General features: G+C 56.6%; 25 protein-coding genes. 12 read left to right on the top strand and 13 right to left on the bottom strand.

The window, feature by feature from the left end:
* The 3 genes from CLV88_RS17245 to pyk all read right to left on the bottom strand — a co-directional run.
* The coding region (locus tag CLV88_RS17245) for a hypothetical protein (protein ID WP_133169986.1) at nucleotides 1–95 on the bottom strand (95 nt) is incomplete at its 3' end.
* A 13-nt stretch (nucleotides 96–108) separates the two neighbouring features.
* Complete coding sequence (gene gap, locus CLV88_RS17240) at nucleotides 109–1,107, bottom strand: type I glyceraldehyde-3-phosphate dehydrogenase (RefSeq protein WP_106609652.1); 999 nt, start codon at nucleotides 1,105–1,107, stop codon at nucleotides 109–111.
* A gap of 34 nt (nucleotides 1,108–1,141) precedes the next feature.
* Complete coding sequence (pyk, locus tag CLV88_RS17235) at nucleotides 1,142–2,590, bottom strand: pyruvate kinase (RefSeq protein ID WP_106609651.1); 1,449 nt, start codon at nucleotides 2,588–2,590, stop codon at nucleotides 1,142–1,144.
* Nucleotides 2,591–2,818: 228 nt separating this feature from the next.
* On the opposite strand from pyk, the gene CLV88_RS17230 reads away from it, so the two are divergent.
* On the top strand, nucleotides 2,819–3,583 hold the full coding sequence (locus CLV88_RS17230) for a DeoR/GlpR family DNA-binding transcription regulator (RefSeq protein WP_106609664.1): 765 nt from the start codon (nucleotides 2,819–2,821) through the stop codon (nucleotides 3,581–3,583).
* 60 nt (nucleotides 3,584–3,643) lie between these two features.
* On the top strand, nucleotides 3,644–4,657 hold the full coding sequence (locus CLV88_RS17225; RefSeq protein ID WP_243403704.1) for a GlxA family transcriptional regulator: 1,014 nt from the start codon (nucleotides 3,644–3,646) through the stop codon (nucleotides 4,655–4,657).
* Here the strand turns inward: CLV88_RS17225 and CLV88_RS17220 are convergent.
* The 5 genes from CLV88_RS17220 to CLV88_RS17200 form a co-directional block, all read right to left on the bottom strand.
* Nucleotides 4,649–5,221 (bottom strand): sarcosine oxidase subunit gamma, encoded by a 573-nt coding sequence (locus CLV88_RS17220; protein ID WP_243403703.1) that lies wholly within the window; start codon nucleotides 5,219–5,221, stop codon nucleotides 4,649–4,651. The genes CLV88_RS17225 and CLV88_RS17220 overlap by 9 nt on opposite strands.
* Complete coding sequence (locus tag CLV88_RS17215) at nucleotides 5,214–8,168, bottom strand: sarcosine oxidase subunit alpha family protein (protein WP_106609649.1); 2,955 nt, start codon at nucleotides 8,166–8,168, stop codon at nucleotides 5,214–5,216. Before CLV88_RS17215 ends, CLV88_RS17220 begins: the two co-directional genes overlap by 8 nt.
* The gene (locus tag CLV88_RS17210; protein WP_106609648.1) at nucleotides 8,165–8,452 is read right to left on the bottom strand and encodes a sarcosine oxidase subunit delta; all 288 of its coding nucleotides are present in this window, start codon (nucleotides 8,450–8,452) and stop codon (nucleotides 8,165–8,167) included. Before CLV88_RS17210 ends, CLV88_RS17215 begins: the two co-directional genes overlap by 4 nt.
* A 12-nt stretch (nucleotides 8,453–8,464) precedes the next feature.
* Nucleotides 8,465–9,715 carry a sarcosine oxidase subunit beta family protein gene (locus CLV88_RS17205; RefSeq protein WP_106609647.1) on the bottom strand — a complete coding sequence of 417 codons (1,251 nt, stop codon included), beginning with the start codon at nucleotides 9,713–9,715 and terminating at the stop codon, nucleotides 8,465–8,467.
* Nucleotides 9,716–9,959: 244 nt separating this feature from the next.
* On the bottom strand, nucleotides 9,960–10,769 hold the full coding sequence (locus CLV88_RS17200) for a TIGR03084 family metal-binding protein (protein WP_106609646.1): 810 nt from the start codon (nucleotides 10,767–10,769) through the stop codon (nucleotides 9,960–9,962).
* Between the two features lie 95 nt (nucleotides 10,770–10,864).
* Between CLV88_RS17200 and CLV88_RS17195 the strand changes: the two genes are divergently transcribed.
* The 3 genes from CLV88_RS17195 to CLV88_RS17185 all read left to right on the top strand — a co-directional run bounded on the left by CLV88_RS17195 (nucleotide 10,865) and on the right by CLV88_RS17185 (nucleotide 13,571).
* Nucleotides 10,865–11,653, top strand: coding sequence for a PaaX family transcriptional regulator C-terminal domain-containing protein (locus CLV88_RS17195; protein ID WP_106609645.1), 789 nt, complete (start codon nucleotides 10,865–10,867; stop codon nucleotides 11,651–11,653).
* Nucleotides 11,654–11,730: 77 nt separating this feature from the next.
* Nucleotides 11,731–12,573, top strand: a complete 843-nt coding sequence (locus tag CLV88_RS17190; RefSeq protein WP_106609644.1) for a peptidyl-prolyl cis-trans isomerase — start codon at nucleotides 11,731–11,733, stop codon at nucleotides 12,571–12,573.
* Nucleotides 12,570–13,571, top strand: coding sequence for a HupE/UreJ family protein (locus tag CLV88_RS17185; protein WP_243403702.1), 1,002 nt, complete (start codon nucleotides 12,570–12,572; stop codon nucleotides 13,569–13,571). The genes CLV88_RS17190 and CLV88_RS17185 overlap by 4 nt, the downstream gene beginning before the upstream one ends.
* A gap of 5 nt (nucleotides 13,572–13,576) precedes the next feature.
* Here the strand turns inward: CLV88_RS17185 and CLV88_RS17180 are convergent, their stop codons facing one another.
* Entirely contained in the window at nucleotides 13,577–14,323 is a 747-nt protein-coding gene (locus CLV88_RS17180; protein ID WP_106609643.1) for a BUD32 family EKC/KEOPS complex subunit, read from the bottom strand.
* Between the two features lie 134 nt (nucleotides 14,324–14,457).
* On the opposite strand from CLV88_RS17180, the gene CLV88_RS17175 reads away from it, so the two are divergent.
* The 7 genes from CLV88_RS17175 to CLV88_RS17145 all read left to right on the top strand — a co-directional run bounded on the left by CLV88_RS17175 (nucleotide 14,458) and on the right by CLV88_RS17145 (nucleotide 19,278).
* The gene (locus CLV88_RS17175) at nucleotides 14,458–15,069 is read left to right on the top strand and encodes a ribonuclease D (protein WP_106609642.1); all 612 of its coding nucleotides are present in this window, start codon (nucleotides 14,458–14,460) and stop codon (nucleotides 15,067–15,069) included.
* On the top strand, nucleotides 15,069–16,043 hold the full coding sequence (locus CLV88_RS17170; RefSeq protein WP_106609641.1) for a KpsF/GutQ family sugar-phosphate isomerase: 975 nt from the start codon (nucleotides 15,069–15,071) through the stop codon (nucleotides 16,041–16,043). The genes CLV88_RS17175 and CLV88_RS17170 overlap by 1 nt, the downstream gene beginning before the upstream one ends.
* A 50-nt stretch (nucleotides 16,044–16,093) precedes the next feature.
* Entirely contained in the window at nucleotides 16,094–16,660 is a 567-nt protein-coding gene (gene lptC / locus CLV88_RS17165; RefSeq protein WP_133169985.1) for an LPS export ABC transporter periplasmic protein LptC, read from the top strand.
* A 3-nt stretch (nucleotides 16,661–16,663) separates the two neighbouring features.
* Complete coding sequence (gene lptA / locus CLV88_RS17160; protein WP_341477181.1) at nucleotides 16,664–17,143, top strand: lipopolysaccharide transport periplasmic protein LptA; 480 nt, start codon at nucleotides 16,664–16,666, stop codon at nucleotides 17,141–17,143.
* A 2-nt stretch (nucleotides 17,144–17,145) separates the two neighbouring features.
* Nucleotides 17,146–17,904: an LPS export ABC transporter ATP-binding protein gene (lptB, locus tag CLV88_RS17155; protein WP_106609638.1), complete on the top strand. Its 759-nt coding sequence runs from the start codon at nucleotides 17,146–17,148 to the stop codon at nucleotides 17,902–17,904.
* Nucleotides 17,905–18,200: 296 nt separating this feature from the next.
* Complete coding sequence (gene hpf, locus CLV88_RS17150) at nucleotides 18,201–18,770, top strand: ribosome hibernation-promoting factor, HPF/YfiA family (RefSeq protein WP_106609637.1); 570 nt, start codon at nucleotides 18,201–18,203, stop codon at nucleotides 18,768–18,770.
* Nucleotides 18,771–18,813: 43 nt separating this feature from the next.
* The gene (locus CLV88_RS17145; RefSeq protein WP_106609636.1) at nucleotides 18,814–19,278 is read left to right on the top strand and encodes a PTS sugar transporter subunit IIA; all 465 of its coding nucleotides are present in this window, start codon (nucleotides 18,814–18,816) and stop codon (nucleotides 19,276–19,278) included.
* A gap of 62 nt (nucleotides 19,279–19,340) precedes the next feature.
* Here the strand turns inward: CLV88_RS17145 and CLV88_RS17140 are convergent, their stop codons facing one another.
* From CLV88_RS17140 to CLV88_RS17125, 4 genes are all read right to left on the bottom strand, one after another.
* Nucleotides 19,341–20,774 (bottom strand): sulfotransferase family 2 domain-containing protein, encoded by a 1,434-nt coding sequence (locus tag CLV88_RS17140; protein ID WP_106609635.1) that lies wholly within the window; start codon nucleotides 20,772–20,774, stop codon nucleotides 19,341–19,343.
* 6 nt (nucleotides 20,775–20,780) lie between these two features.
* On the bottom strand, nucleotides 20,781–22,478 hold the full coding sequence (locus CLV88_RS17135) for a DUF5927 domain-containing protein (protein ID WP_106609634.1): 1,698 nt from the start codon (nucleotides 22,476–22,478) through the stop codon (nucleotides 20,781–20,783).
* Nucleotides 22,475–23,443, bottom strand: coding sequence for a glycosyltransferase family 2 protein (locus CLV88_RS17130; protein ID WP_207797090.1), 969 nt, complete (start codon nucleotides 23,441–23,443; stop codon nucleotides 22,475–22,477). Before CLV88_RS17130 ends, CLV88_RS17135 begins: the two co-directional genes overlap by 4 nt.
* A 93-nt stretch (nucleotides 23,444–23,536) precedes the next feature.
* Nucleotides 23,537–24,583 carry a glycosyltransferase family 4 protein gene (locus CLV88_RS17125; protein WP_165798921.1) on the bottom strand — a complete coding sequence of 349 codons (1,047 nt, stop codon included), beginning with the start codon at nucleotides 24,581–24,583 and terminating at the stop codon, nucleotides 23,537–23,539.
* Nucleotides 24,584–24,731: the final 148 nt, after the last annotated feature.

The raw sequence follows: 24,731 nt of genomic DNA, 5'->3' as shown, positions 1-24,731 counted from the left end.
AACGTGCCATCTTCGAGGATCACGTCCACCTCAACCGTCGGGTTCCCCCGGCTGTCCAAAATCTCACGCGCGTGAATGTCGATGATTGTGCTCATTATTCTAAATCCCTTACAACTTTGCCATCACAACAGCCGTGTCGAGCATCCGGTTAGAGAAGCCCCACTCGTTGTCATACCAGCTCAGAATGCGGAACAGACCGCCATCGGTCAGACGGGTCTGATCGATGGCAAAGATCGACGAATGCGGGTTGTGGTTGAAGTCAACCGACACCAGCGGTGCATCGGTCACGTCCAGAACGCCTTTTAGCTCGCCTTCTGCGGCCGCGCGGATGGCAGCATTGATCTCGTCAACGCTCGCCTCTTTTGTGGTGGTAAAGCACAGGTCCACAGCCGAAACATTTGGGGTTGGCACACGAATGGCCGACCCGTCCAGCTTGCCCGCCAGCGACGGCAGCACCAGCCCGACCGCCTTGGCCGCACCGGTCGATGTCGGGATCATCGACATCGCCGCCGCTCGTGCGCGGTACAGGTCCTTGTGCATTGTATCCAGCGTCGGTTGATCGCCGGTATAGCTGTGGATCGTGGTCATATAACCGGTCTCGATGCCGAACACACGGTCCAGAACCGCCGCAACAGGCGACAGACAGTTGGTGGTGCAGCTTGCGTTTGACACAACAACGTCGTCACCGGTTAGCACATCATGGTTCACGCCATAAACAATGGTCTTGTCCGCACCGGACGCCGGGGCAGATACCAGAACCTTTTTGGAACCGTTCTCCAAATGCTTTGCCGCCGCCTCGCGCTTGGTGAAGATGCCTGTACACTCCAGCGCCACGTCAACATCTGCCCATTCCAGCTTGGCCGGATCACGCTCTGCGCTCACGCGGATCGCATGTCCGCCTACGGTCAGCGTATTTCCGTCAACCGAAATCTCTTCGTTCAACAAACCATGCACACTGTCATATTTCAGCAGGTGGGCATTGGTCTCAACCGGGCCCAGATCGTTGATCGCAACGATCTCAATATCATCGCGACCTGACTCAAACAGGGCACGTGCAACACAGCGGCCAATACGGCCAAATCCATTGATAGCAACTTTTACGGTCATGATTTCCTCCTGAATCCGTGGGTATGAAAACGTGTTACGCTTCGACTTCATCAAGGATCGCCAGATCCTCTGAAACTGAGACGACACGCAAAATGTTTGTCGTTCCGGTTTGATTGAAAGGGATGCCCGCGGTCACCGCGATGCGGTCGTCGCCTTCGACCATTCCCATCACCTTGGCGGCATCAACCGCCGCCTTAACCGCGCTTTTGAACCGCATCGCCGTTCCAACCGTTGCGCATGACAGCCCCCAAACAAGGCCAAGGCGTCGCGCAGCTTCAATATCCGGCGTCAACGCCAGAATTGGCACGCGCGGGCGTTCGCGCGCAGCCAATTGCGCGGTATAGCCCGACCGGGTGTAGCAGCAGATGGTTTTCAACTCTGTGGTTTCTGCAATCTCTCGCGCTGCAGATGTGATGGCCTCAGACACGCTGCTATGTGCCAGTGCCCGGCTACTTTCGATTGATGTGCGATAGCCAGGATCTTGCTCGGTTTCTTCGGCCACGGCATTCATCATGCGCACCGCTTCGACCGGGAAACCACCAGCCGCAGATTCCGCTGAAAGCATTACCGCATCTGCACCGTCATAAATCGCCGTTGCCACATCCGAAACTTCAGCCCGTGTTGGCACTGGCGACGCGGTCATGCTTTCCAGCATCTGTGTCGCTACGATCACCGGCTTGCCCGCCTTGCGACAATCCCGCACCAGCTGTCTCTGTATCGCTGGCACTTTCTGAATGGGCAATTCCACGCCCAAATCACCGCGCGCCACCATAACGCCGTCCGACGCTTCAAGGATCGCCGCAAATGCCTCAACCGCGGCAGGTTTTTCGATCTTGCTAAGCACCGAAGCCCGTCCTTTGGCCAGCCCTCGCGCTTCTTCAACATCCGCGGCCCGCTGCACAAAGCTCAGCGCAAGCCACTCAACACCCAACTCGCAAACAAACTCCAGATCTGCACGGTCCTTTTCCGACAGCGCCGCCAACGGCAGCACAACGTCAGGCACGTTCACGCCCTTGCGGTTGGAAATCTTGCCGCCCACTTCGACCACGCAATCGGCGTGGCTGTCGCTGCATTCCTGCACCTTCAACCGCAAAAGGCCGTCGTTGACCAACAGGGTCGCACCGGGTTTCAACGCGGCAAAAATTTCAGGGTGCGGCAGGCGCACACGGGTCGCATCACCCGGCGCTTCATCCAGATCAAACCGAAACGCCTGACCGTTCTCCAGCATCACCGCGTCACCGTCAAAAACACCACAGCGCAGTTTGGGCCCCTGAAGGTCAGCCAGAATACAAATCGGCTCGCCCATATCTTCTTCGACCTTGCGAATCGTGGCGTGCAACTTGGCTATATCGCTGTGCTGACCGTGGCTCATGTTCAAACGGAACACGTCTGCACCTTCGGTTTTCAGTGCACGGATGACATCATAAGAGTTCGAAGCAGGTCCCAGGGTGGCAACCACCTTCACATTGCGATTACGGCTCATAAGGATCTCCCAAGATGCAACTGCCAACTAGTTGGCGCCGTTCGAGTCGCGCATGATTGCGCTAATGTTAACGCTATCAATCAGGTGTGAGCGCAAATGTCAACATTTTCGCGCACAATATCGGCGCACAATCGCTCGATTCCGTTCGCACTCGCAGCAATTCGCGCGATTTTTCTTGAATTCGCGCTCGAATGTGCGCAATCTGCCCGAAACGAAGGAATACCGAACATGCTCAGCCAGAATCGCAAAGCCGAGATCCTGCAAATCGCACAATCTGAAGGCACGATCCGCGTCGAAGAACTCGCGCGTCGCTTTGGTGTGGCTGAACAGACGATCCGCCGTGATCTGGCCCAGCTCTCCGATGCCGGTCGTCTCGAACGTGTGCATGGTGGGGCGGTGCTGTCCTCTGGCCTTGGCAATCTTGATTATGTCCAGCGCCGCAATCGCAATACCGATGGCAAAACCCAGATCGGCCGCGAATGCGCGCGCCACATCCCCAATGGCTCATCAATTTTCATTAACATCGGCACCACTACCGAGGCGGTTGCGCGTGAAATGCTCACCCATACCGACCTGCTTGTCGTCACCAACAGTCTGAACACTGCCAATATCCTCGCAGCCAACCCGAACATAGAAATCGTCGTCGCGGGGGGCACATTGCGCCGTACTGATGGCGGTCTGCTCGGCAACCTGACAACACAAGTGGTCGATCTCTTCAAATTCGACCACGCAATCATCAGCTGCGCCGCCATCGACGCCGATTGCGATCTGCTTGATTTCGACTTCCAAGAGGTACATGCGACCAAGTCGATCATCCGACAGTCGAAATCCACCTTTGTCGTGGCCGACAGTTCCAAGATCCTGCGTTCCGCACCGGGGCGTATAGGCAATCTGGGGGATGTCGATGCGCTCTTTACGGACGCCCCGCTGCCTGTCGACATGAAGCACAAGGCTGCCGCGCTCGACACATCGGTCATCATCAGCGGCAGCTAACTCCAAATGCCGCCCGCGCATCTGGACAATGGGCCACACCCACGCCTAGGGTCCGATCCCATGACCGGACCCACCTCACACAGCACTTTTCACCTTGGCCTTCTGGTCCTGCCTGGCTTTCCAATGGCCTGCCTGACCAACGCCATCGAACCCCTGCGCGCGGCCAATGAGATCGCAGGCCGCGAGGTGTTTCGCTGGTCCGTCCTCACCGAATCCGCTCAACCAGTTCAGGCTAGCGCCGGCATCCGCTTTCAACCCGACACCGCGCTAAGCGCTGACCTCGCGCTCGATCTTCTTTTGGTCCTCTCCAGCCCCCAAGGTGAGATCCAGGATCTCGGCGGTGTGCACGGCGCCTTGCGTGCATTGGCCCGACACGGCACACCCACCGGCGCGATTAGCGGCGGTGTGTTCCCCTTGGCCCGGACAGGCTTGCTCGATGGGTTCGCCGCTTCGGTGCATTGGGTCTACAAGGCCGCGTTTACCGCTGAGTTTCCCGCCATAGACGCCCGCGACGATCTGATCATCGTCGACCGCACGCGCTACACTGCGTCTGGGGCCACCGCAGCGTTCGACATGATGCTGATGCTCATTGAGCAAACCACAGATGCGGCCACCATGACCGAGGTCGCCTGTTGGTTTCAACACCCGCTCGTGCGCACCACCGGTGTTATGCAGAAAACCCCCGGCATTCACCTCGACACCACCGCCGACGCCCTGCCGCCCCGCGTGGCCAAGGCCATCGCCCTCTTCTCTGAAAACCTTGCTACCGCAATTTCGGTCTCCGACATCGCGGGCCAAATCGGCATGTCGCCTCGCCAACTGGAACGCGCCTTCAAAGACGCCACAGGCCAAAGCCCGGCTCTCTACTACCGGCACCTTCGCCTGCGCGCCGCGCGCCAACAGGTAGTCTATACCGGTGACAGCATCCAGGAAATCGCCCACGCGGTCGGCTACGGCTCCGCCGCAACCCTATCACGTTACTACCGCGACGCATTTGGGCTTACCCCTCAGGAAGAGCGGCGCAACATCAACACTTTCCGTGTGGAAACGAACCGCCCACTGCCCTCAGTCTAGGCTAACCACCCCAGCCGACTCAATCAGCGCATGATGCAAGGACGCCGCCGATGATCTGGGGCCCATGACCGTAAATGCCGCCCCGGCCTCCCGGCACCACAAATAGCATCCCACATGGTGGATCGATGTACGCACGACCGCATCCCCCAGCATCGCCTGCACGTCCACATTGCACAGCCGCTCGAACAGATCACACACTTTCGATCCCTCGACTTCAAACCGGCACCACCCGTCGGTCTGTTCCACAACCGATCCCGCATCTGCCACCGCCGTCTTAATCTCAGACGCCAACAGCTCATGCCGCGTGTGATCGGCTTCGACCATCCACGCATCCGGCCCAATCCACAGCACCCCAAAACCTTCGGAACTGGCCGCGCGTGCAGGCGCTGGCAAATCAACGCCCAAAAACGCGCGCGCCCGCTCGCGGCACACCGTTTCATGGCCTTGCCGCGCCGAAACAGACACCAGCGCGCGATCCGGGTTTTCGCTAATCTTCACCCCGGCGAACACATCCACACGCGGCTTTGTTCCGCCCAACGCAGTCATCGCTTTCAGCTTATACACGCAACTTCTCCCCATCCGGATCCACAAAATGGGCACTCACAATTTCAACCTCGACGTCGTCACCCTCAAGCGGATTGGCAATGCGCATCACCTCTCCCAGACGTGCCGCACCATTCTTTAGCAACGCCAGCCCGATCGAGCTTTCCAAGATTGGCGAATACGCAGCCGAGGTGACGTAACCCTGATCATGCGCCGCATCGACTGGCCCTTCCTTGGCCATCAAATGCCCACCCGCCTTCACTGCTTGCGTCGCATCCACCGGCTTCACACCCACCAGCTTCAGCGCATCAGCCATGTTCAACCCGGCCCGCTCGCTCAGCGTGTTACCAATGCAATCTTTTTTCTTGCTGACCATTCGGCCCATCCCAAGATTCAACGCCGTAGTCGTGCCATTCAGCTCATTGCCTGCCGCATGGCCCTTTTCGATCCGCATAACGCCCAGCGCTTCAGTACCGTATGGAACCACATCAAACGCCTCGCCCTCGTCCATCAGCGCGCGGATCATTGCGTCGCCATATCGCGTCGGCACCGCGATTTCATAGGCCAGCTCTCCGCTGAACGAAATCCGGAACAACCTTGCCCGCAATCCACCGCATATGGTGACTTCACCACAGGCCATGAACGGGAATGCTTCGTTCGAGATGTCAAAGCGCGGGTCCACGATCTTCTCCAACAGCTTGCGGGAGTTCGGCCCAGCCACTGCATATTGCGCCCAGGCTTCGGTGGTGGAAATCAACTGCACATCCAGATCGGGCCACAGGCATTGGCGGGCAAATTCCATTTGTCTATAAACCAACACTGCATTTGCCGTCGTGGTGGTGACCACAAAGTGATCTTCTGCAAATCGCGCAGCCGTCCCATCGTCATATGCAATCCCATCCTCGCGCAGCATCAGCCCATACCGCACCTTGCCCACTGGCAGCTTTGCAAACGCATTGGCATAGACTTTGTTCAGAAATTCGGCCGCGTCCGCGCCCTGTACATCGATCTTGCCCAACGTGGTTACGTCGCACACACCCACCGATCGGCGCGTCGCCAGCACTTCGCGGTCCACCGATTGCCGCCAATGGGTCTCCCCTGGCTGCGGAAACCACTGCGCCCGCAACCAATCGCCCACCTCGACAAACACCGCACCCCGCTCTGTCGCCCAATTGTGGCTTGGTGTTTCGCGCACCGGGTGGAAATGCTTGCCCACCGCACGGCCCGCCAACGCGCCAAACGATACGGGAGTGTATGGTGGCCGAAACATCGTCGTCCCCGTTTCGGGGATCGACTTTCCGGTCAGCTCTGCCATGACCGCCAGACCACCCATGTTCGACGTCTTTCCCTGATCCGTCGCCATGCCCAGTGTGGTGTACCGCTTCAGATGCTCAACCGAGACAAAGTTCTCCTGATGCGCCAGCTTGATGTCCTTGACCGTCACGTCATTCTGCATGTCAATCCACGCCCGGCCCTTGCTCTCGCTGACATGCCAGAATGGGGTTAGGTCAACCGGCGCATCCTCTGCTTGGGGCACCGCTGCGGTTGCCGCAATCCCCAGATCCGCCAGCACCGCGACGGCCCCCTCGGCACCGGTGCGCAGCGCACCCTCAGTCGACAGAACGCCGCTGGCCGCACCGGCCACCAACATGCCAACTGGTAAATCCGGCCCTGGGACAAACGCAGCCAGCGTCTCATCCCACTGCGGACGTCCACGCTGATGACAGGTCAGGTGCACATTCGGGTTCCACCCTCCCGACACAGCCAACGCTCCGCACACGATATCGCGTGTGAAACCTTGCGCCGTACGGATACGTACAGACTCCAACCCCAACCGCCCCCTGCTATCAATCACCTGCGCGCCAGCAAACAGTTCGGCCCCCTCAACTGCGGGCGCATCTGCGCGTGTGTCGATCACTGCAGTGACCCGCACACCCTTGGCGATCAGATCCGCCGCCGTACGATGCCCGTCATCATTGTTGGTAAACACCGCGACAGTCTCGTGCGCCGCCACCGCCCAGCGGTTAGCAAAGCTGCGCACAGCACTCGCCATCATAATGCCGGGCCGATCGTTGTTGGCAAACGCTATTGGCCGCTCGGTCGCACCTGCACACAGCAATGCTCGTTTGGACGTGATCCGCCAGAACACTTGTCGTGGCTGCCCCTCTACGGGCGCGGCCACATGGTCTGCCACCCGCTCGACCGCGCCATACACGCCATGGTCAAACGCCCCCACAACAGTGGTTCGCGCCATTAACCGCACATTACCCATCGATGCCAGCTCGGCCACCGCCGCCTTGGCCCAATCCGAACCGGCCTCTCCGCCCACTTCAAACATCTCGGCGTTCAAACGCCCGCCAAACGCAAAATCTTCATCCGCGAGGATGACCCTTGCCCCCGCACGCCCCGCCGTCAGCGCCGCCGACAAACCCGCAGGCCCCGCGCCGATGATCAGCAAATCACAATGCAAAAACCCCTTGTCATAGACATCCGGGTCGTCCTCGCCCGACACACGCCCCAACCCAGCGGCGTGGCGAATAGTCGGCTCATACAGTTTTTCCCAGAACGCCTTGGGCCACATGAACGTCTTGTAATAAAAACCCGCCGTCAGGAAATTCGACAACCGGTCATTCACCGCCATCATGTCATGGCGCAGCGACGGCCAGCGGTTTTGCGACCGCGCCTGCATCCCGTCAAACAGCTCGGCAACCGTCGCCCGCGTGTTCGGCTCCTGCCGCCCGCCGCTGCGCAGCTCGACCAGCGCATCCGGTTCCTCCGACCCCGCCGTCATCACTCCACGCGGGCGATGATACTTAAACGACCGCCCCATCAGCCGCACACCATTGGCCAGCAATGCCGACGCCAGCGTATCCCCGCCATGCCCCTCATAGCGCTTGCCATCAAACGTAAACCCCAGCACCTGATCGCGATCCACCAGACCGCCGCTCAAACGGTTCACTTGTTTCATCTGCCGCGCCCCTGTGCCCGGGCCACATCACGGGCCAGCTCTACCTTGGAAATCTCATGCGTCAGCGTATCGCGCGTCACCACCAGCCACGACCGGTCGCCCTGCTCGTGATACCATAGCTCGCGATGCACCCCCGCCGGGTTGTCGCGCAAATAGAGGTAATCGTGAAACGCGTCTGCCGCGTCCTCGGCCTGCCAGTCCGGCCGATTAATCAGGTCTGCATCGCCCAAATAAACAAACTCCTGCGCATCGCGCGGCCCCAAGAGAGGATGGTCAATAATCATGTCCGATACGCCTCAATGCAAATTCGGTTGGGCGCCCTGGCCCTTTTCATCAATCATGTGCCCAGTGCGGAACCGGTCCAACCGATACGCCGTTGCAACCTCATGTGGCCGACCAGTGGCCAATAGATGCGCATAACAAAAGCCCGACGCAGGCGTCGCCTTGAACCCGCCGTAACACCAGCCCCCATTGAAATAGAGCCCATCCACAGAAGTCCGATCAATAAACGGCGAGCCATCCATCGACATGTCCATGATGCCACCCCAACCGCGCAACATGCGTACCCGGCCTAACGCCGGAATGAGCGCCATTCCGCTCTCGATCACATCTTCCACCACGGGCAGGTTCCCGCGCTGGGCATAGGTGTTGTACATGTCAATATCACCGCCAAACACCAATCCACCCTTGTCGGATTGGCTCACGTAAAAGTGCCCTGCACCGAACGTAATCACCCCATCAATCAGCGGCTTCAGCCCTTCAGACACAAACGCCTGCAAGACATGGCTCTCGATCGGCAGGCGCATTCCTGCCTTCTCCATCACCCGGCTTGATGATCCAGCCACCGCCACGCCCACCTTGGATGCGCCGATATAGCCGCGTGATGTCTCAACCCCCAGGACACGACCCTGCTCAATCCGAAAACCCGTGACCTCACAGTTCTGAATAATGTCGACGCCGCGCATATCCGCTCCGCGCGCATAACCCCACGCCACCGCGTCATGCCGCACCGTACCACCGCGCCGATGCAGCAATCCGCCCTTGATTGGAAAGCGCGCATTGTCAAAGTTGAAAAACGGATACATCGCCCGCACGCCGTCCGTGTCCAGCAGCTCCGCATCTGACCCGTTCAGAATCATCGCATTGCCACGCCGCCGCGCTGCATCGCGCTGAGCATCAGAATGCACAAGGTTCAGTATGCCGCGTTGGCTGACCATGGCATTATAGTTAAAGTCCTGCTCCAACCCTTCCCACAGCTTCAGCGAAAGCTCATAAAATGGCTCGTTGCCATCCAGCAAATAGTTTGACCGGATAATCGTCGTGTTCCGACCGACATTACCGCCCCCGATCCAGCCCTTTTCCAGAACCGCAATCCGCGCCTGCCCAAACTCTTTGGCCAGATAATAAGCCGTGGCCAGCCCATGGCCGCCACCGCCGACAATCACGATGTCATAGTGATCCTTTGGTTCGGGATCACTCCAGGCTGGTGTCCAGCCCTTGTGCCCTGTCAGCGCCTCTTTGATGACTCGCCATCCGGAATATCGCATGTGTTTCGCCCGTCATTGCTCTTGGCAAAAACTTGGCCGTCACATCGAAGATTTTCTATCGACATTTCGGACATTGATGGCGGCATATGCGACATCTGGCGCTTAAACTTGGTTAAGTGACTACAAACCCAAAGCGCTGTGTCATAATATTCGAGTCGGCCGTGATTGCCGAAAACGACACCGACGCGATACCGATAAAATGCCGACGCAATACCGACGTTGGGTTCTGCTCCGAAACGTCGCGTTAACCTTTTCCGGATTTTACCCCTCGGCTACCCGGTCTTGGCGGCATATTCGGCGGTCCCGCAAAACATTGCGCATAGGCCATCCATGTCTCTGCCACCACACCACTGACCTGCAGACCAGTGTCCGCAACCGCCCGCGCCTGTGTCACCACAGCCGCAAATTCCTCTGCCTTTCCAATGATTTGCCCCGCAGTTCCATCGCCGCCAAAGCTCCACACCTCGCCCGACGGTGCAGTCAGTTCCAGCCAGGGCATCACTTCGGGCACATCCAGCCCATGCACCTGATGCGACCAGCCAAACGTGTTCACCCCTAACATAACCACATTGCGCACCCGATCCACCTCAACCCGGGAAACCCCAAGTATATCAAATACTTCCATTCCATGCGCCCATGTCTCCATCTGCCGCGCCGTCATGGACGACCGCGCTGACATCGATGGCCCGACCCAAGGTAAACGCGCCTTCGGATCCATCGCCGCCCAGCGCGGCACCATCTCTCGCACCTGCGAAATCCACGCCTCTCTCAACGCCTCGCCCCGCTCGGAAATTGTCGAATCCTCAACGTTCCGCATGGTCCCAACCTCGACCAATGCTGTAACGGCTCCGCCCGCACGCCGTTGAAATTCATCAACATTTTCAACCGACAGATCGACAGCCTTGTTCCAGAAATGCAGGTGCAACAAAACGTCTTCAATAGTCCAACCTTTGAACTGAGTGACCTGCCGAAACCCCGCATCATCCAGCCCGCGCACCACGTCGTACAACGCTTCACTCTCAGCCCCAAAATCTTCAGCCTGCGTTAACACCATCACCAATCCTCCTGCCCAAACCTCACCCGATACCGCCCACAGATCAACCCGTCTATTCCCTTGAGGAACAGCGACTTACGGTCTAGGTTAAACCCATGCAAGACGTTGATCTTCATAAGAATATCCAACGTGTGGCAGATTGCGGACCAATCCGCGTCTGGTCACTTGTCGTTACTATCATGGGCGATCTCTGCCTCTCTAAAGACGACTATCTGCCCGGTCGCACTTTGAACCAGATCGTCTCCCGCCTCGGGATTAACAATCAGGCCCTGCGCGTCGCCCTGCATCGTCTCCGCCGGGACGGCTGGATCAGGTCAGAACGTGACGGGCGCGCATCGAATTACTTCCTGTCAGATCAGGGCCATGTCATGTCAAATGCCGTGCGTACCCGCATCTATCGCTCTGAATTTGCACCGGAAATTCCACTTGCTCTCGCGGTTGCTTCGCCGCAAATGTCTTCTGCGGATTTTACCTGTTTACTTCCAGACGACGCTGTTCTCCTGTCATCTAAAACAGCCCTCATCCGTCAAAGCACAGATGGACTCGATGACGTGCTCACACAGCCATTTTCCGCGAGAAATCTGCCGGACTGGGTGCTGGCCGCACTGGCACCAACTGGCCTTCAACGAGATTTGGCCGCGCTCGACAATATTGTACGCAAAACCCTAAAGTCACCAAATCCGACCACCATCATCGACCAGTGCACCCTACGCCTAATAATTTTGCACCATTGGCGCCGTCTCTGCCTCCGCCAGCCCGAGCTCGGAGAACATCTCTTGCCGTCAGATTGGCCTGGCAGACCGGCACGCTATTCGGTGATGCAGGCGCTTGCCAAACTACCACGCCCGGACCTTGCCAGACTATGCGCCGAAACGACTGATTGACAGCACGCCCAAACCGTCGTCACATACCGTCAAGTGTTTCTATAAATAGCCTTTTTTCTCACCGGACGGCCTGCTCAATGATGCGCATTCTAAAAGAACCCCTTCTTCACTTCCTGCTTATCGGCGTGGCCATCTTCGCGTTCTACGCGGTCATTTCCCCCCCTTTACCAACGCAGCAGGCGACCAAAAAAATCAACGTCACTCCCGCGCAGGTTCAACAGCTCCAAGCACGGTTCCAAAACACGTGGTCGCGCAAACCCAACGCCGATGAACTCAACAAATTCATCGACGCTTTCATCCGCGAAGAAGTGCTTTCCCGAGAGGCACTGGCCCTGTCAATGGATCAAGGCGACGCCGTCATTCGGCAACGTCTTGTTCAAAAAATGGAATTCCTGATGACCTCCGCCGCGGCGGCCACGCCGGCCACCGAAGACGAACTACGCACCTTTTACTCTGAAAACTCTGAAACTTACGCGACCCCACCGCGCATCACGTTCGAGCACGTGTTCTTGGGTGATGCCGTCGACGAAACCGCGATATCCAAAATTCTGGAACAGCTCAACACAGGTGCTGACCCTTCAACATTAGGACAACGCCTCATGTTGCCGCCCTCCCTTCGCGATGTACCTAAACGAACAGTGGATAGCGGATTTGGTGCTGGGTTCTTCGACCAGATCGCGTTATTGCCCTCCGACACATGGGTCGCGCCTGTGTCTTCCGGCTTTGGACAGCACGCCGTCTACGTCCTGAATCTTACTCCCTCTGCGCCTCCCCCGCTCGAAGTCATCCGTGATCGTGTTGAGGCGGATTGGACAGCACAGGTCGCAGATAAGCTTAGCGAAGAAGTCTATGCGACCTTGCGAGACACCTATGAAATCACGCGCCCTGACAACGCGGCGCTGTCGGAGCAACTCAAGTGATCCGTTTTGCGTTCCTCCTCCTGACGCTCGTCGCGCTGCCGCGTTTGGCAGACGCCCACGCGCTCCAGCCCGGCTATCTCGACATCTCACGTATCACCGGGGACAGCTATCGCGTCTTCTGGCGTAAACCTGACGTCAAGGGCAGCCCGATGGCCATCGACCCAGCTCTACCCGAAACATGCACGCCCGTTTCAGGTCCGGAACCGCGCTCTGACGGGGCTGCTTGGGTTTCGACATGGGTCGCTGAATGCCCAGGTGGATTTGCAGGCAAAACAATCGGTATCACCGGGTTGGAAAACACGCAGACTGACGTTCTGGTGCGCTATGTTGACACCACAGAAACGACCCGTTCACAGCGCCTTACGCCTGACAAAACCATCTTTACAGTTCCGGAAAACCCCAGCGCATTTGATGTCATCGCCACCTATCTCCCCCTTGGGGTCGAGCATATCCTTGGCGGTATCGACCACCTGCTCTTTGTCTTTGCCTTGCTTCTGCTCATCCGCGACCGTTGGCGACTGATCGGCGCGATCACCGCATTTACCATTGCACATTCAATCACCATGGCTGCGGCCACTCTTGGTTGGGTCGCGCTTCCCGGCCCTCCGGTCGAGGCTATAATCGCCCTGTCGATCATGTTTGTGGCTTCTGAACTGATCCAGCGAAAACCGGGTCAGGAACGGCTCTCTGAGCGTTTCCCATGGAGCGTGTCTTTTACCTTTGGCCTGCTGCACGGATTCGGATTTGCCGGAGCATTGCGCGAAATCGGTGTTCCACAAACAGACGTGCCGTTGGCGCTTTTGTCCTTCAATCTTGGGGTGGAAATAGGCCAGCTCAGCTTTGTCGCCGTCGTGCTTGCCCTCGGCTGGGTGCTGCGACGCATATCAACCAACACGGCCCTTTCCCTCGCAACGGGAACACACGCCGCAGTGCTCAGCGCCTACGCCATTGGAGGCGTGTCAGCCTATTGGTTCCTCGATCGCCTGTCTGGCTTCTAAGCCTCTCAGGCGCGTTGCAAAAACAGATCAAACAGGTCGGGCACGGCTTTAAACTCGCGCCCGTGGCCGCCTTTGCGCCACTGCGCTGGCTTCGCAAACCATTCGGCCCACCGCATCTTGCTGCACCAGTCCTGCGCCAACTCCCACGTACCGCTTGGCGCGACTTCACGATAGGCGGCCACAGCGTCTTTCAAAAACCCTTTCGCACGTGGCGAATGGGCGATGACGTTGAATGCAAACACAACCAAGTCGCGCGCTTGCCCCTTGGGCGTGTTGTTCTTGTGCCGATATCGTTCGAAATCCAACATCACAACGCCACTATCCGAAAGGCACATATCCTTGGGGCTAGGCCGTCCATGGCTGAACCCCAACCCGTGAAAACGGCCCAATGTGCGTGCGGACTCTAGTAACAATTCACGCCGCGCCGTATCCGACTCTTCCACATGCAGCAAATAGCGCAGATCCTTACCGCAATCCGGCAATACTATGAAATCCTCGCCCTCAGCGCACAGCTCTGGCACTGGCGCTCGCGCCGCGTTCATTTCGTGAAACGCCATCCGCTCGCGCTCAAACGCTGCGCGCGGATCACCCTTTTGCAACCTGTACCTCAGGTTCAAACGCTCTGGCCGTTTGATCCAGAAAACGCAGTCTTTTATTTCGACCCGCTCAATGCGCGGCGGCGCCTTCGCAGTGTGCGATTCCGCCAACATACGCAGCTCTTCTTCAACAGAGATCGGGGGTCTGTAATCCATATCGGCAAACTTAGGGTGTCACAGAACCGTCGTAAAGGCGTCAACCAACCGATACAGGTCACAATTCCCTGCAAAACATTGAAACAACGCGGCATACCTCGTAAGTGTCCCTCAACATTTCATTCGAGGTCTCAATGGCAAACTTCCTCTATCAAAACGACCTGCCCGACGGGCTGGATCTTGGCCCGATCGTGGCCATCGACTGTGAAACCATGGGGCTCAACCCGCATCGCGACCGGCTGTGCGTGATCCAAATGTCCGGTGGCGACGGCAACGCCCATATCGTTCAGGTGTCCAAGGGCCAGACTTCGGCCCCAAATCTCTGCGCCATGCTGGAAAACCCCGATGTTCTGAAACTCTTCCATTTTGGCCGCTTTGACATCGCCGCGATGCTCAACGCCTTTGGTGCACTAACCACGCCGGTCTATTGCACCAAAATCGCGTCCAAGCTGATCCGCACCTATACGGATCGCCACGGCCTCAAGAACCTGCTTCAGGAATTGCTTGGTGTAGACATTTCCAAGCAACAACAGATGAGCGATTGGGGCTCCGAAACCCTGACAAGCGCCCAGCTCGACTATGCCGCCTCTGACGTGCTTTACCTGCACCGCTTGCGTGACGAGTTGAACAAACGCCTTGCCCGCGAGGGTCGCACCGATATGGCGCAAGCGTGTTTCGAATTCCTACCCATACGTGCACAACTCGATCTGGCGGGTTGGCCCGAACAAGATATCTTTGCCCACTGATGACCGACGCTGACAAACAGACTTTTCTGAACACGGCCCGCCGCGTCATCGCCACCGAAGCGGCGGCGCTCTCGACACTTGAACAAAGCCTGGGCGACACGTTTTCCGAAGCCGTGACGCTTTTGTTGTCCACTCGGGGCCGCGTGATTGTCTCGGGCATGGGCAAATCTGGTCACATCGCGCGCAAGATTGCTGCCACCTTTGCCTCCACCGGCACCCCGGCGCATTTCGTGCACCCAGCCGAGGCAAGCCATGGCGATCTTGGAATGATGACAGCAGGCGACGTGGTGCTGGTCCTGTCGAACTCTGGTGAAACACCCGAATTGGCTGACCTTGTCGCCTATACCCGTCGCTTTGACATACCACTGATCGGTGTGGCCAGCCGTGTCGATTCCACACTGATGAAACAAAGCGACATCGGGCTAATACTACCCAGCGTTCCCGAGGCCTGTGGCACCGGCGTTGTGCCCACGACGTCCACCACCATGACATTGGCGCTAGGTGATGCGCTGGCCGTGGCATTGATGGAGCATCGTCAATTCACACCCGAGCATTTTCGCGAATTCCACCCCGGCGGCAAACTCGGCGCTCAGCTGGCCCGGGTTCGTGATCTCATGCATGACGGCGACGCCCTTCCGCTCAGCACAACAAACACATTGATGCCCGACGTGCTAATTGAAATCAGCCAAAAGGGATTTGGCGTTTCTGGCGTAACCCGCGATGACGGCGCGTTGGCCGGGATCATTACTGACGGTGACTTGCGCCGCCACATGGAGGGCCTGCTCGAACATCGCGCCGCCGACGTCATGACCGCCGCACCCCAGACCATCGCACCATCTGCCCTCGCAGAAGAGGCTGTGGCCATTATGAACAAACGCAAGATCACCTGCCTGTTCGTGGTCGACCCAGCTGGTCCAGGTAATCCGATTGGTCTGTTGCATATCCATGACTGCCTGCGGGCCGGTCTCGGCTGAGTCAGTTGGAAGGCTTATTCACATATTCTCGCTTGGTCGGATTGCTCAAAGTGGCCCTACCTCTGGCCGCTCTTGCTTTGCTCAGCACACTTTTCCTGGTGCCGCGCAATATCGACACCGACGCCTCTATTCCTTTTGCCGAGGTCGAACTGGAACAGCGGTTGCGCACCCAACAAATCACTGCGCCGTACTTTTCTGGGCAAACGGAACAGGGCCACATGGTCGCAGTCACGTCTGAAACCGCCCGACCAGATCCGGATGACCCCAAGACCACCATCGCTGAAAATGTTTTTGCTCGCATCGATACGACCGCAGGCCAGACATACACTGCAACCTCTGATATCGGTCTGGCCGACAGTCAGTATCAGGAAGTGACGCTCGAAGGCGATGTGGTGATGACAACCTCGTCCAGCTATACGATTACCACCGAAGAAATGATCATTAGCCTTCGCGAAATCCGCGCCGAAAGCGGTGCTGAAATATTTGCAGAAGGCCCTCTTGGAACTTTGAACGCGGGCCGAATGGCTTTGCGCCCAGCGGACACGACTGATGATATCTATTTGTTTTTCACAAATGGTGTGAAACTGATATACAACCCGAAAGACTTTGAGAGGTAAAACGTGCTGCTGCGAATGATTTTGATCGCCGGATTGGTCGGTTTACCCGCAATTTCCGCTGCTCAGGGGCTAAATGTTGCCTTTGGCAGCCTGCAACAAGATACCAGTGAGCCGGTTGAAGTCACCGCCGACAGCCTATCTGTCGATCAGAATGACGGCAGTGCTGTTTTCAAAGGAAACGTCAACATTGCCCAAGCCGATATGCGCATGTCCGCGGATCAGGTGAACGTGTTTTATTCAGCTGGTGGTCAAGGCATAGAAAAACTCATTGCCGATGGTGATGTACTGTTGGTGCAGGGCGAAGACGCAGCCGAGGCTGACCATGCAGTTTACAGCATCGCCACAGGGACCGTTGAAATGAAAGGCAATGTGACGGTTTTACAGGGCGTCAACACCATCACGTCTGACGAAATGCTCATCAATCTGCGCGACAATACGGCCAAGATGCAAGGTCGAGTCCGAACCATCATAAGGTCAGAATAAGCATGGCAAAACCCAGCCTCACGATTGCCGAAGGCGCCTCTGGTCTTCAGGTAGAAAACCTGCGCAAGGCTTATCGCAAACGCGTCGTCATTCGCGATTTTTCGATGGAGCTTTCGCGGGGTGAGGTTGTCGCACTCCTCGGTCCAAATGGCGCGGGTAAGACCACCGCCTTTTATGCTATCGCCGGGCTCGTATTCCCCGAAGGTGGACGCGTGACCATTGACGGGCGCAATGCCACCACTTTGCCGATGTATCGCCGCGCCAAACTTGGCATCGGTTATCTGCCACAGGAAATGTCGATCTTTCGCGGGATGTCCGTCGAAGACAATATCACCGCTATTCTCGACATCACTCAGAAAGACCGTCACAAACGGCGCGAAAGGCTCGAAGAGCTGCTCTCGGAATTTTCGATCGAGCATCTTCGCCGCGCACCTGCGCTGGCCCTCTCGGGTGGGGAACGCCGCCGTGTCGAAATCGCGCGCTGTCTCGCCGCTGATCCCAAATACCTCTTGCTGGATGAACCCTTCGCAGGGGTTGACCCGATCTCGGTTGGCGATATTCGCCACCTTGTTGCAGACCTCAAGAAACGCGGCATCGGGGTACTGATTACGGATCATAACGTCCGGGAAACACTCGAAATTGTCGACCGTGCCTACATCTTGCACGACGGCAAAGTCCTCATGTCCGGAACACCAGATGACGTGGTTGAAAACGAAAATGTCCGTCGCGTGTATCTCGGCGACAATTTCCGAATTTCATAAGCCGTTATTCTAAAATCAAAATCCGGCCCAAAGGCGTTTCTTTGATCGCGTCGAAATTTTGAATCAAGAGAATTTTCGCCGAATTTCTGATTCATATCATTGACCACGGCCCGCGTAGTTCTAAGATATGAAGTATGACATTTGTGCTATTCACTGCGCTGACCTTTACGACCCTGACATTCAGGTTCGGTCAACAGCAAGCTAGCCAATTGTCGAATTCCAGCATTCGGACCTAAAACGAAAATCATGGGCAATTGCACGCCCCCGGTCCGACATGTCATCGAAAAGGAGACAGGATGCGCTACCAAATTACCGGAAAACAGATCGACATCGGTGCGGCTCTTCAAACCCACGTCAAGGACGAGCTTGGATCGGTCGTGGGAAAGTATGCCGAACGACCAACTGATGCGAATATCATTTTCTCCAAAAGCGCACATGAGTTCGTCTGCGAGGCCACGGTCCACCTGTCAACCGGCCTGACCGCACAGGCCAAGGCGCACGCCACTGAAATCTACGCGGCCTTCGACGATTGTAATGCGAAGATGGAGAAACAACTGCGTCGTTATAAGCGACGACTTAAGGACCACCATCGTGACCGCGCGGAACCGGTTGAACTATTCGGCGCGTCCTCGTATATCCTCGCCCAAGAAGTTGAAGCCGAGGAAGCAGAGCCAGAGTCGTTGCAGCCGGTAATCGTTGCAGAGATGGAAACCAAGATCCCATCTCTCAGTGTTGGTGAAGCGGTCATGCAAATGGAACTTGCAGGTGCACCGGTCCTGGTTTTCAAAAATGAAGGCAAAGATGGGGTGAACGTCGTATATCGCCGTGATGACGGCAATATCGGTTGGATCGACCCACAAGCGTAATGCGATTGGGGTGCCTTGCACCTCATCGGGAGATACAGGCAGAATGGACCTTTCTACTATCCTCAAGCCGGAGGCCGTAAAAGTTGTTACGTCGGCATCCAGCAAGAAGCGTTTGCTTCAGGAATTCGGCGATGTCGCCGCCTCAACCTATGATCTGGATGCGTCCCGTACCGTCGAGGCGTTGCAGGATCGAGAGAATTTGGGTCCGACCGGTGTGGGACATGGCGTCGCCTTGCCCCACGCCCGCATGCAATCGCTTTCTCGCGTTGTCGGAGCCTTTATCCTTTTGGAAAAGCCCGTTGATTTCAGCGCTGTAGATCGTGTTCCAGTCGATATCGCCTTCGCTCTTTTCGCACCGGAAGAGGCCGGTGTTGAGCACCTCAAGGCGCTGGCTCAGGTATCGCGCCGCCTGCGTGACCCTGATATCTGCGCCAAGCTGCGTGCAAATCAAGATGCGGGTACGCTATTCACCATTCTAACTGCGTCGGACAACGTTCAGGCGGCCTGACTGCCAAAATATTCGCAGCTTTTTCCAAGTTATCGACGCCGATAAACGGGTAAGCCGCGACTCTATCCGTGCCAGCGATCGAACCCAAATATCCAAAAATCACGCTGATAGATGTCCGTTATCAACGATTCAATCTCATCGTCATAAACGTCCGCCAAACCAAACGGCTGATCAGATTGCGCGCGCTCTGGAATTGGTGGTGCTTTGCATCCAACCTGTTTGGCCAGTTCAGGCAGATCGCGCTGCATGTCGTCTTCTCGGATGATCATATCAGGCAGCGCCACGTCACCGAATCCCCGAAGCGCGCCGGACTGAGTCGCCCAATGCGCATCTTGTCGCAAACTGGTCTGTCCCGCCAAATTCGCCTTCACAAACTTCAGAAATCCAACAAACCCAGCCCGATGTGCCGCAACGTCATAGTCCGGGCCGGGCGCTCCATTGGGCAACGGCACCTTGAACACTTTGCGCAGCGTTTTGTTGATCTGGCGATAGCTGCCCTTGTCGGTCGACAGGATACGGTCGCAAAACACATGATGCGCCCGCGCGGCAGGGTGCCGGACGACGCTAAACGTGCGGTGACCAACATGGCCCCGTTTCCACTGCCTCAAAACTTTCTGGTTAAAATCCTTCAGCAACCCTTCTTCCGCAATATTATCCAACGCTGCCAGCCAACGGGTCACTTCACCTTCCGGACCTGAGCGTACCGGCAGATACATCAACGGTGTATTTGCAGCTGCAACATATGTCGGAACAACGGCACCACGTCGTGGTTCAAAATTTGGGGTACGAGTCAGATTGAACCGATCCAGATCAGCCAAAACCCCAGAAATCGCATTAAAGTTGGCGACTTTCTCCGACAGCGGGCTCGGGTTCTGGCGCTTTAGAGACTGATCAAGACCGTCCAGCCGGTCGTCCACACCCAGATATTGAGCCAAGCCATTCATAACATGCACGTCCTGCAAGTCTTCGTAAGCCACATAAAATGCCGTCTGACCACTACGTTGCAAGGTCTTCATCAGGGTCAGCTGGAAATCCTGCAACCTCTCAACATGTTGCCGGAATTCTGGACCGTCAAACTGAACTTTGCTCGGCTCTTTGCGCCGCCGCACATCTGTCAGTTTCCATTGCCCTGTCGCCTGCGCAATTTTCCATGAAACATAACTGTCCAGCGGATTGCGTGTCAGAATGACCTTTGCACATCTTGGATCGTTTAGATTGTCTTCCAAAATACGCGGGTCATGGTCGTGAAAATACCGAAACCCGCCCAGAGCATCCGGCACATCTTTTAAGGCTTGAATAAGGTCAAACGGGTTCGCCGTCCGCTGCTCCAAAGTGACACCCAAAATTTCTGATTTGTTCGGATACCCTATGAAATGCGGATTAAACGCCTCGCCATGGCAGCTCAGCCCCTGAAAGGCGTTGATGTTCGTCTCCAAAAAATTGGAGCCGGTGCGCATTTCCGCGAACACCACAAAATAGTCAAATTTGCTCGACATGGTCCCCTACTGCACCAAATACGGTTTACGCGGTGGCTTTTTTTGTTCGTTTTCCAAAGTGTCGACCGGGAAGTCCCCCATAAGATACGGGTGCATCCCTTGATTTTTCAGGTTCTGCAGGAATTGCCCAAACCCGCTGAGGTCTGTCATGCGGGGTGCCTCCGATAACCGGCGCGGCGCGCCGTTTCCGATTTCATCGATGATCGACTGCAACGGCTCCATCGGCGCTTCAATGAATTCGGCCATCGTCCAAATACGCACCCGCGCCTTGGCATAAGGCGAACGAAGTGCCCACAATTGATCATTCTCAAGCTTTTGCAGGCGCGCGGCTTCTTTGCGGATGTCCGAGAAGTTCCGGTTCGATTTGAACAACGGCAGCGCCCAGGCGCCACTGATTACCGAAATCTGCGCGTTCGGATCCTTAGCCAGGAACCACACCGGCGCGCCTTCGTCCCGCGGGCCGACCTGAAAACACTGTCGCTCGCCGCGCGTGTTCCAGATCAGGTTGGTCAAAAACGCAATCGAATTGTAATCCCGCGCTATCGGGGAATCACTTAGCGCCCCGTTAATAACCTTTTGACCACCGGAAAATTCGGCTCGCTCAGGAGCAAAAAGGTGCCCGTGTACCTGTGCACCTGTGGTTTTGCTCAGCCACGTTTCAAAATCTTCAAACAGCTCAGAAAACCCATGAAACACGGAATAGCGGCCAAATGTCATGCCGTTTTCCCAACCGTCATTCGGGAACCGGCTCTGCATATACAGCCCCGTCCGCCCCTTTGTGCGCCGCTCGACCGCCTTCGCGAAAATCCGGTCGATCTTGGCCGGGTTGGGTTCGCTCATCTTTATCGCGCCTTCTGGATCTCTCAGGAACCCGTCATAAACGCGGTGCGCCTTGTGCCAGATTTTGCGCGCCACAAAACAATCCGACCGCCGAAGCAGCTGGAGGTGATCGTCATAAAAGATATGCGGCTTACCCTGAAAGTCGAACTTCGAAAGTGTCAGCGACCGGCTTTCGATATTGGTTGAGTACAACCTCGCCAAGGTCTGGAAGTAACTCTCATCCGGAATCCATACACGTTTGAAATAGGTATCAAACGTTTCGCGTTCCGGGTCTTGCAAGATCGCCGACAGCGTCTGTCGCGTCAGGCACCACCATTGCGACCCCATATGAGGCACAATTCCATGTGGAATCTTACGCTTGATCCGCAAAGCACGCTGAATATCAACCCACCTATCAAACAGGTATCGCTGGCGTCTCCATGAAAACGGGAAATGCAAGGTAAACCGCTCGTGATCCAGTCCGCCAACTGTCCACGGCACATCCGCCGTTGTCGCGCTCTCGATGAAATCGGTACGCGGGCGCGCATCCAGATAATCCACCAATTCCTTGACCGGGCGCAGAGGAAGGCAGGACCCTGAAGACAAATATACATGCCGCACATTCGGAAAGGCGTCCAGCATAAGCTCCGCCGCCGATTGAGACGCCGCCACAAGCCCCCAGGCACCCCATTCGCATTTGTGGCGCTTACAGAATTTTACATTCTCGTTATCCGCCAAGCTCGCCGCGAACGCCTTATAGGTTTTGGCACTCACATCGGCGTCCACATGGATCACCACTGGACATCCATATTTTGTCCAATGCCGCGCAACCTGTTCAGCCCGATCAAAGGCCGTGTGCACCAGCATGAGGATACCCACAGTCATGCCCAGTTCCCCTTGGACATCAGGCCTAGAATCTCAAGCTGCCGCCAGTTGATATATTTCTCTGACCACTTGCACCACAGTTCCGGATTGTCCCGCAACCGCTCCGCGTAAGCGAGATACTCAACACTGGCGGCGTAGTGCTGATTACGTTTCAATTCTTCTTCGGCCTTGGTTGTGAACGTGTCCAGAAACTTGGCATGCAACAACAGGCCCGAAGCTTTTTCGCCACCCCATTCGTCAAACACCTGGTTCAAACCGCGCGGCAAAAGCATATGTGTCGAACTGGCATAGACATAGCGCCGGTTCCACTTGACCAGCGGCACTTTGTTCAGCGCCGGTGCAAGCTCGGGGTTTTCCGGGAAAAACACCCGCGACCGTGGCCCGCCTTGTATCCACAGATTTCCAAAATCCGGGTTCTTGGTCATCGTGTAATTTCCGGCATCAAACCAACAGGCAATCTCCATAGGGTCCTGACCCGCGCGATAGGGCTGCTCTGTGATCGGACCACGCGGATACATATCCAGCAACATTGCGCTGAACGACTTGATCGAGCTCGCATCCAGCCAATCGGTCAATGCCGTGATCGGGCGCGTGTCACAAAAGGGGTAGATGAAAAACTCATCCGGATCGACGACCAGACACCAGTGACCGTGCCCATATCGAAACTGTAGCCAGTTTAGCCAATCAACGCCAAATTTCGATTTCTTATAGGAATGGCGCGTGTGCCATACGGAAACATCCGGTTGCTCGGCCAGATACTCCAGCGACCCGTCATCGCTATCATTATCAACAAACAGAAAATGCCCAACGCCCTTGTCTCGATAGTATTCCAGAAAGTATGGCAACCGGACCTGCTCGTTTCGCTGCGTGCTGTACAACAACAAATCATGCGGCTTGATCTGGTCCGTCCGATCCGCAATGGGTCGCAGCTCGCGCCGCTTGCGAAACGCTCTGCCTAATCGCATGCGCCGCCTCGTGCGAAGCTGATATGAACGCCAGATACCCAACCTGTTCCCTTTTACCCCACTGTGCCGCTTCAGAAACAGTCACAATCACTATCAAGTAACCTTTAAGACGGTGTTGAAATGCGCATCCCAACTGGGAGGCTCAAAGCGTATTTCGGTCTGCCCGCCTGTTCTTTCTGACGCCGGTTGTTTCGCCGCAAGCGACAATATTGCCGTTTCCCATGAATAACTGTCCGAAACCTTTGCGTAAATGGGATATTTTTGCAGAATCTCACGTATCACGGGCAAGTCATTACAGATCAACGGCGTACCTAACATAGCTGACTCAACGGCAGGCAACCCATATCCCTCCACCAAGGTCGGATAAACCATCGCTCTTGCGCCGCGCAGTACGCCAAAGATCTGCGCGTCATCCAGATCGTTGAACTCATGCAACAACTTGCCGCGCAAGGGCGAAGCGTCCAAACGGGCCGTCAGTTCGTCAACCATCCAACCACGGCGCCCGCATATTACCAGATGCGGAATGTCATCTTCGGCGCGCGTTTCAACCATACGATCCCACACATCCAGCAACATCGACAGATTCTTGCGCGGCTCAATTGTACCAAGGAACATGACATACCGGTCTGGCAATTTCAGATCACTGACATCACTTGCCACTGGCGTTTCCACCCCCAGATGCGCGACAACAACCTCAGGTGCGTTCGTGGACCCATGCCGCAATATTGCATCCCGCGAGACTTGCGAGTTGGTTAAAATCAAATCGGCCTGGCTCTGCACCAGCCGCAAAAACGCCGCGAACTTTTCGCGGCTCTCTGGTGTCTGCAATTCGGGGTGATCCAGCGGTATCGTGTCATGCACAAAAACCGTTATCCGTGCGCCAGTCAACTCGCGGATCGCATGCAGTTTACGCGCACCCAAATTGGCGTGATCGACATTCACGTAAACCGTTGCCTCAGGTAGATGCCGGCGCAACATCCGACTCAGGAACGATGGCGTCGCCCTTCCGATGCACAAACGGCGCAGCTCTGCCTCGGCCGCTGGGCGCATTGATCCCGCAATACGGCATAACATCTCTACGCCCACCGACCTTTGCCCCCATGCCACATCACCACGCAACCGCGCCAGAAGTGCACGCATCCCGACCCTGTCCAAAAGCAGATACCCGAAACGCGTTCGGGCCAACCCAAAGCATGGTTCCGGCGCGCCCACTATCGCTTGCAAATAGGCAACGCAAACCCGATCCACGCCAGTGGGTCGGTTCCAATACAACCGCATACACCGCGTC

This window comes from Shimia abyssi (assembly GCF_003014475.1).
GTDB lineage: Bacteria > Pseudomonadota > Alphaproteobacteria > Rhodobacterales > Rhodobacteraceae > Shimia > Shimia abyssi.
This window is presented reverse-complemented; position numbering and strand designations above follow the sequence as displayed.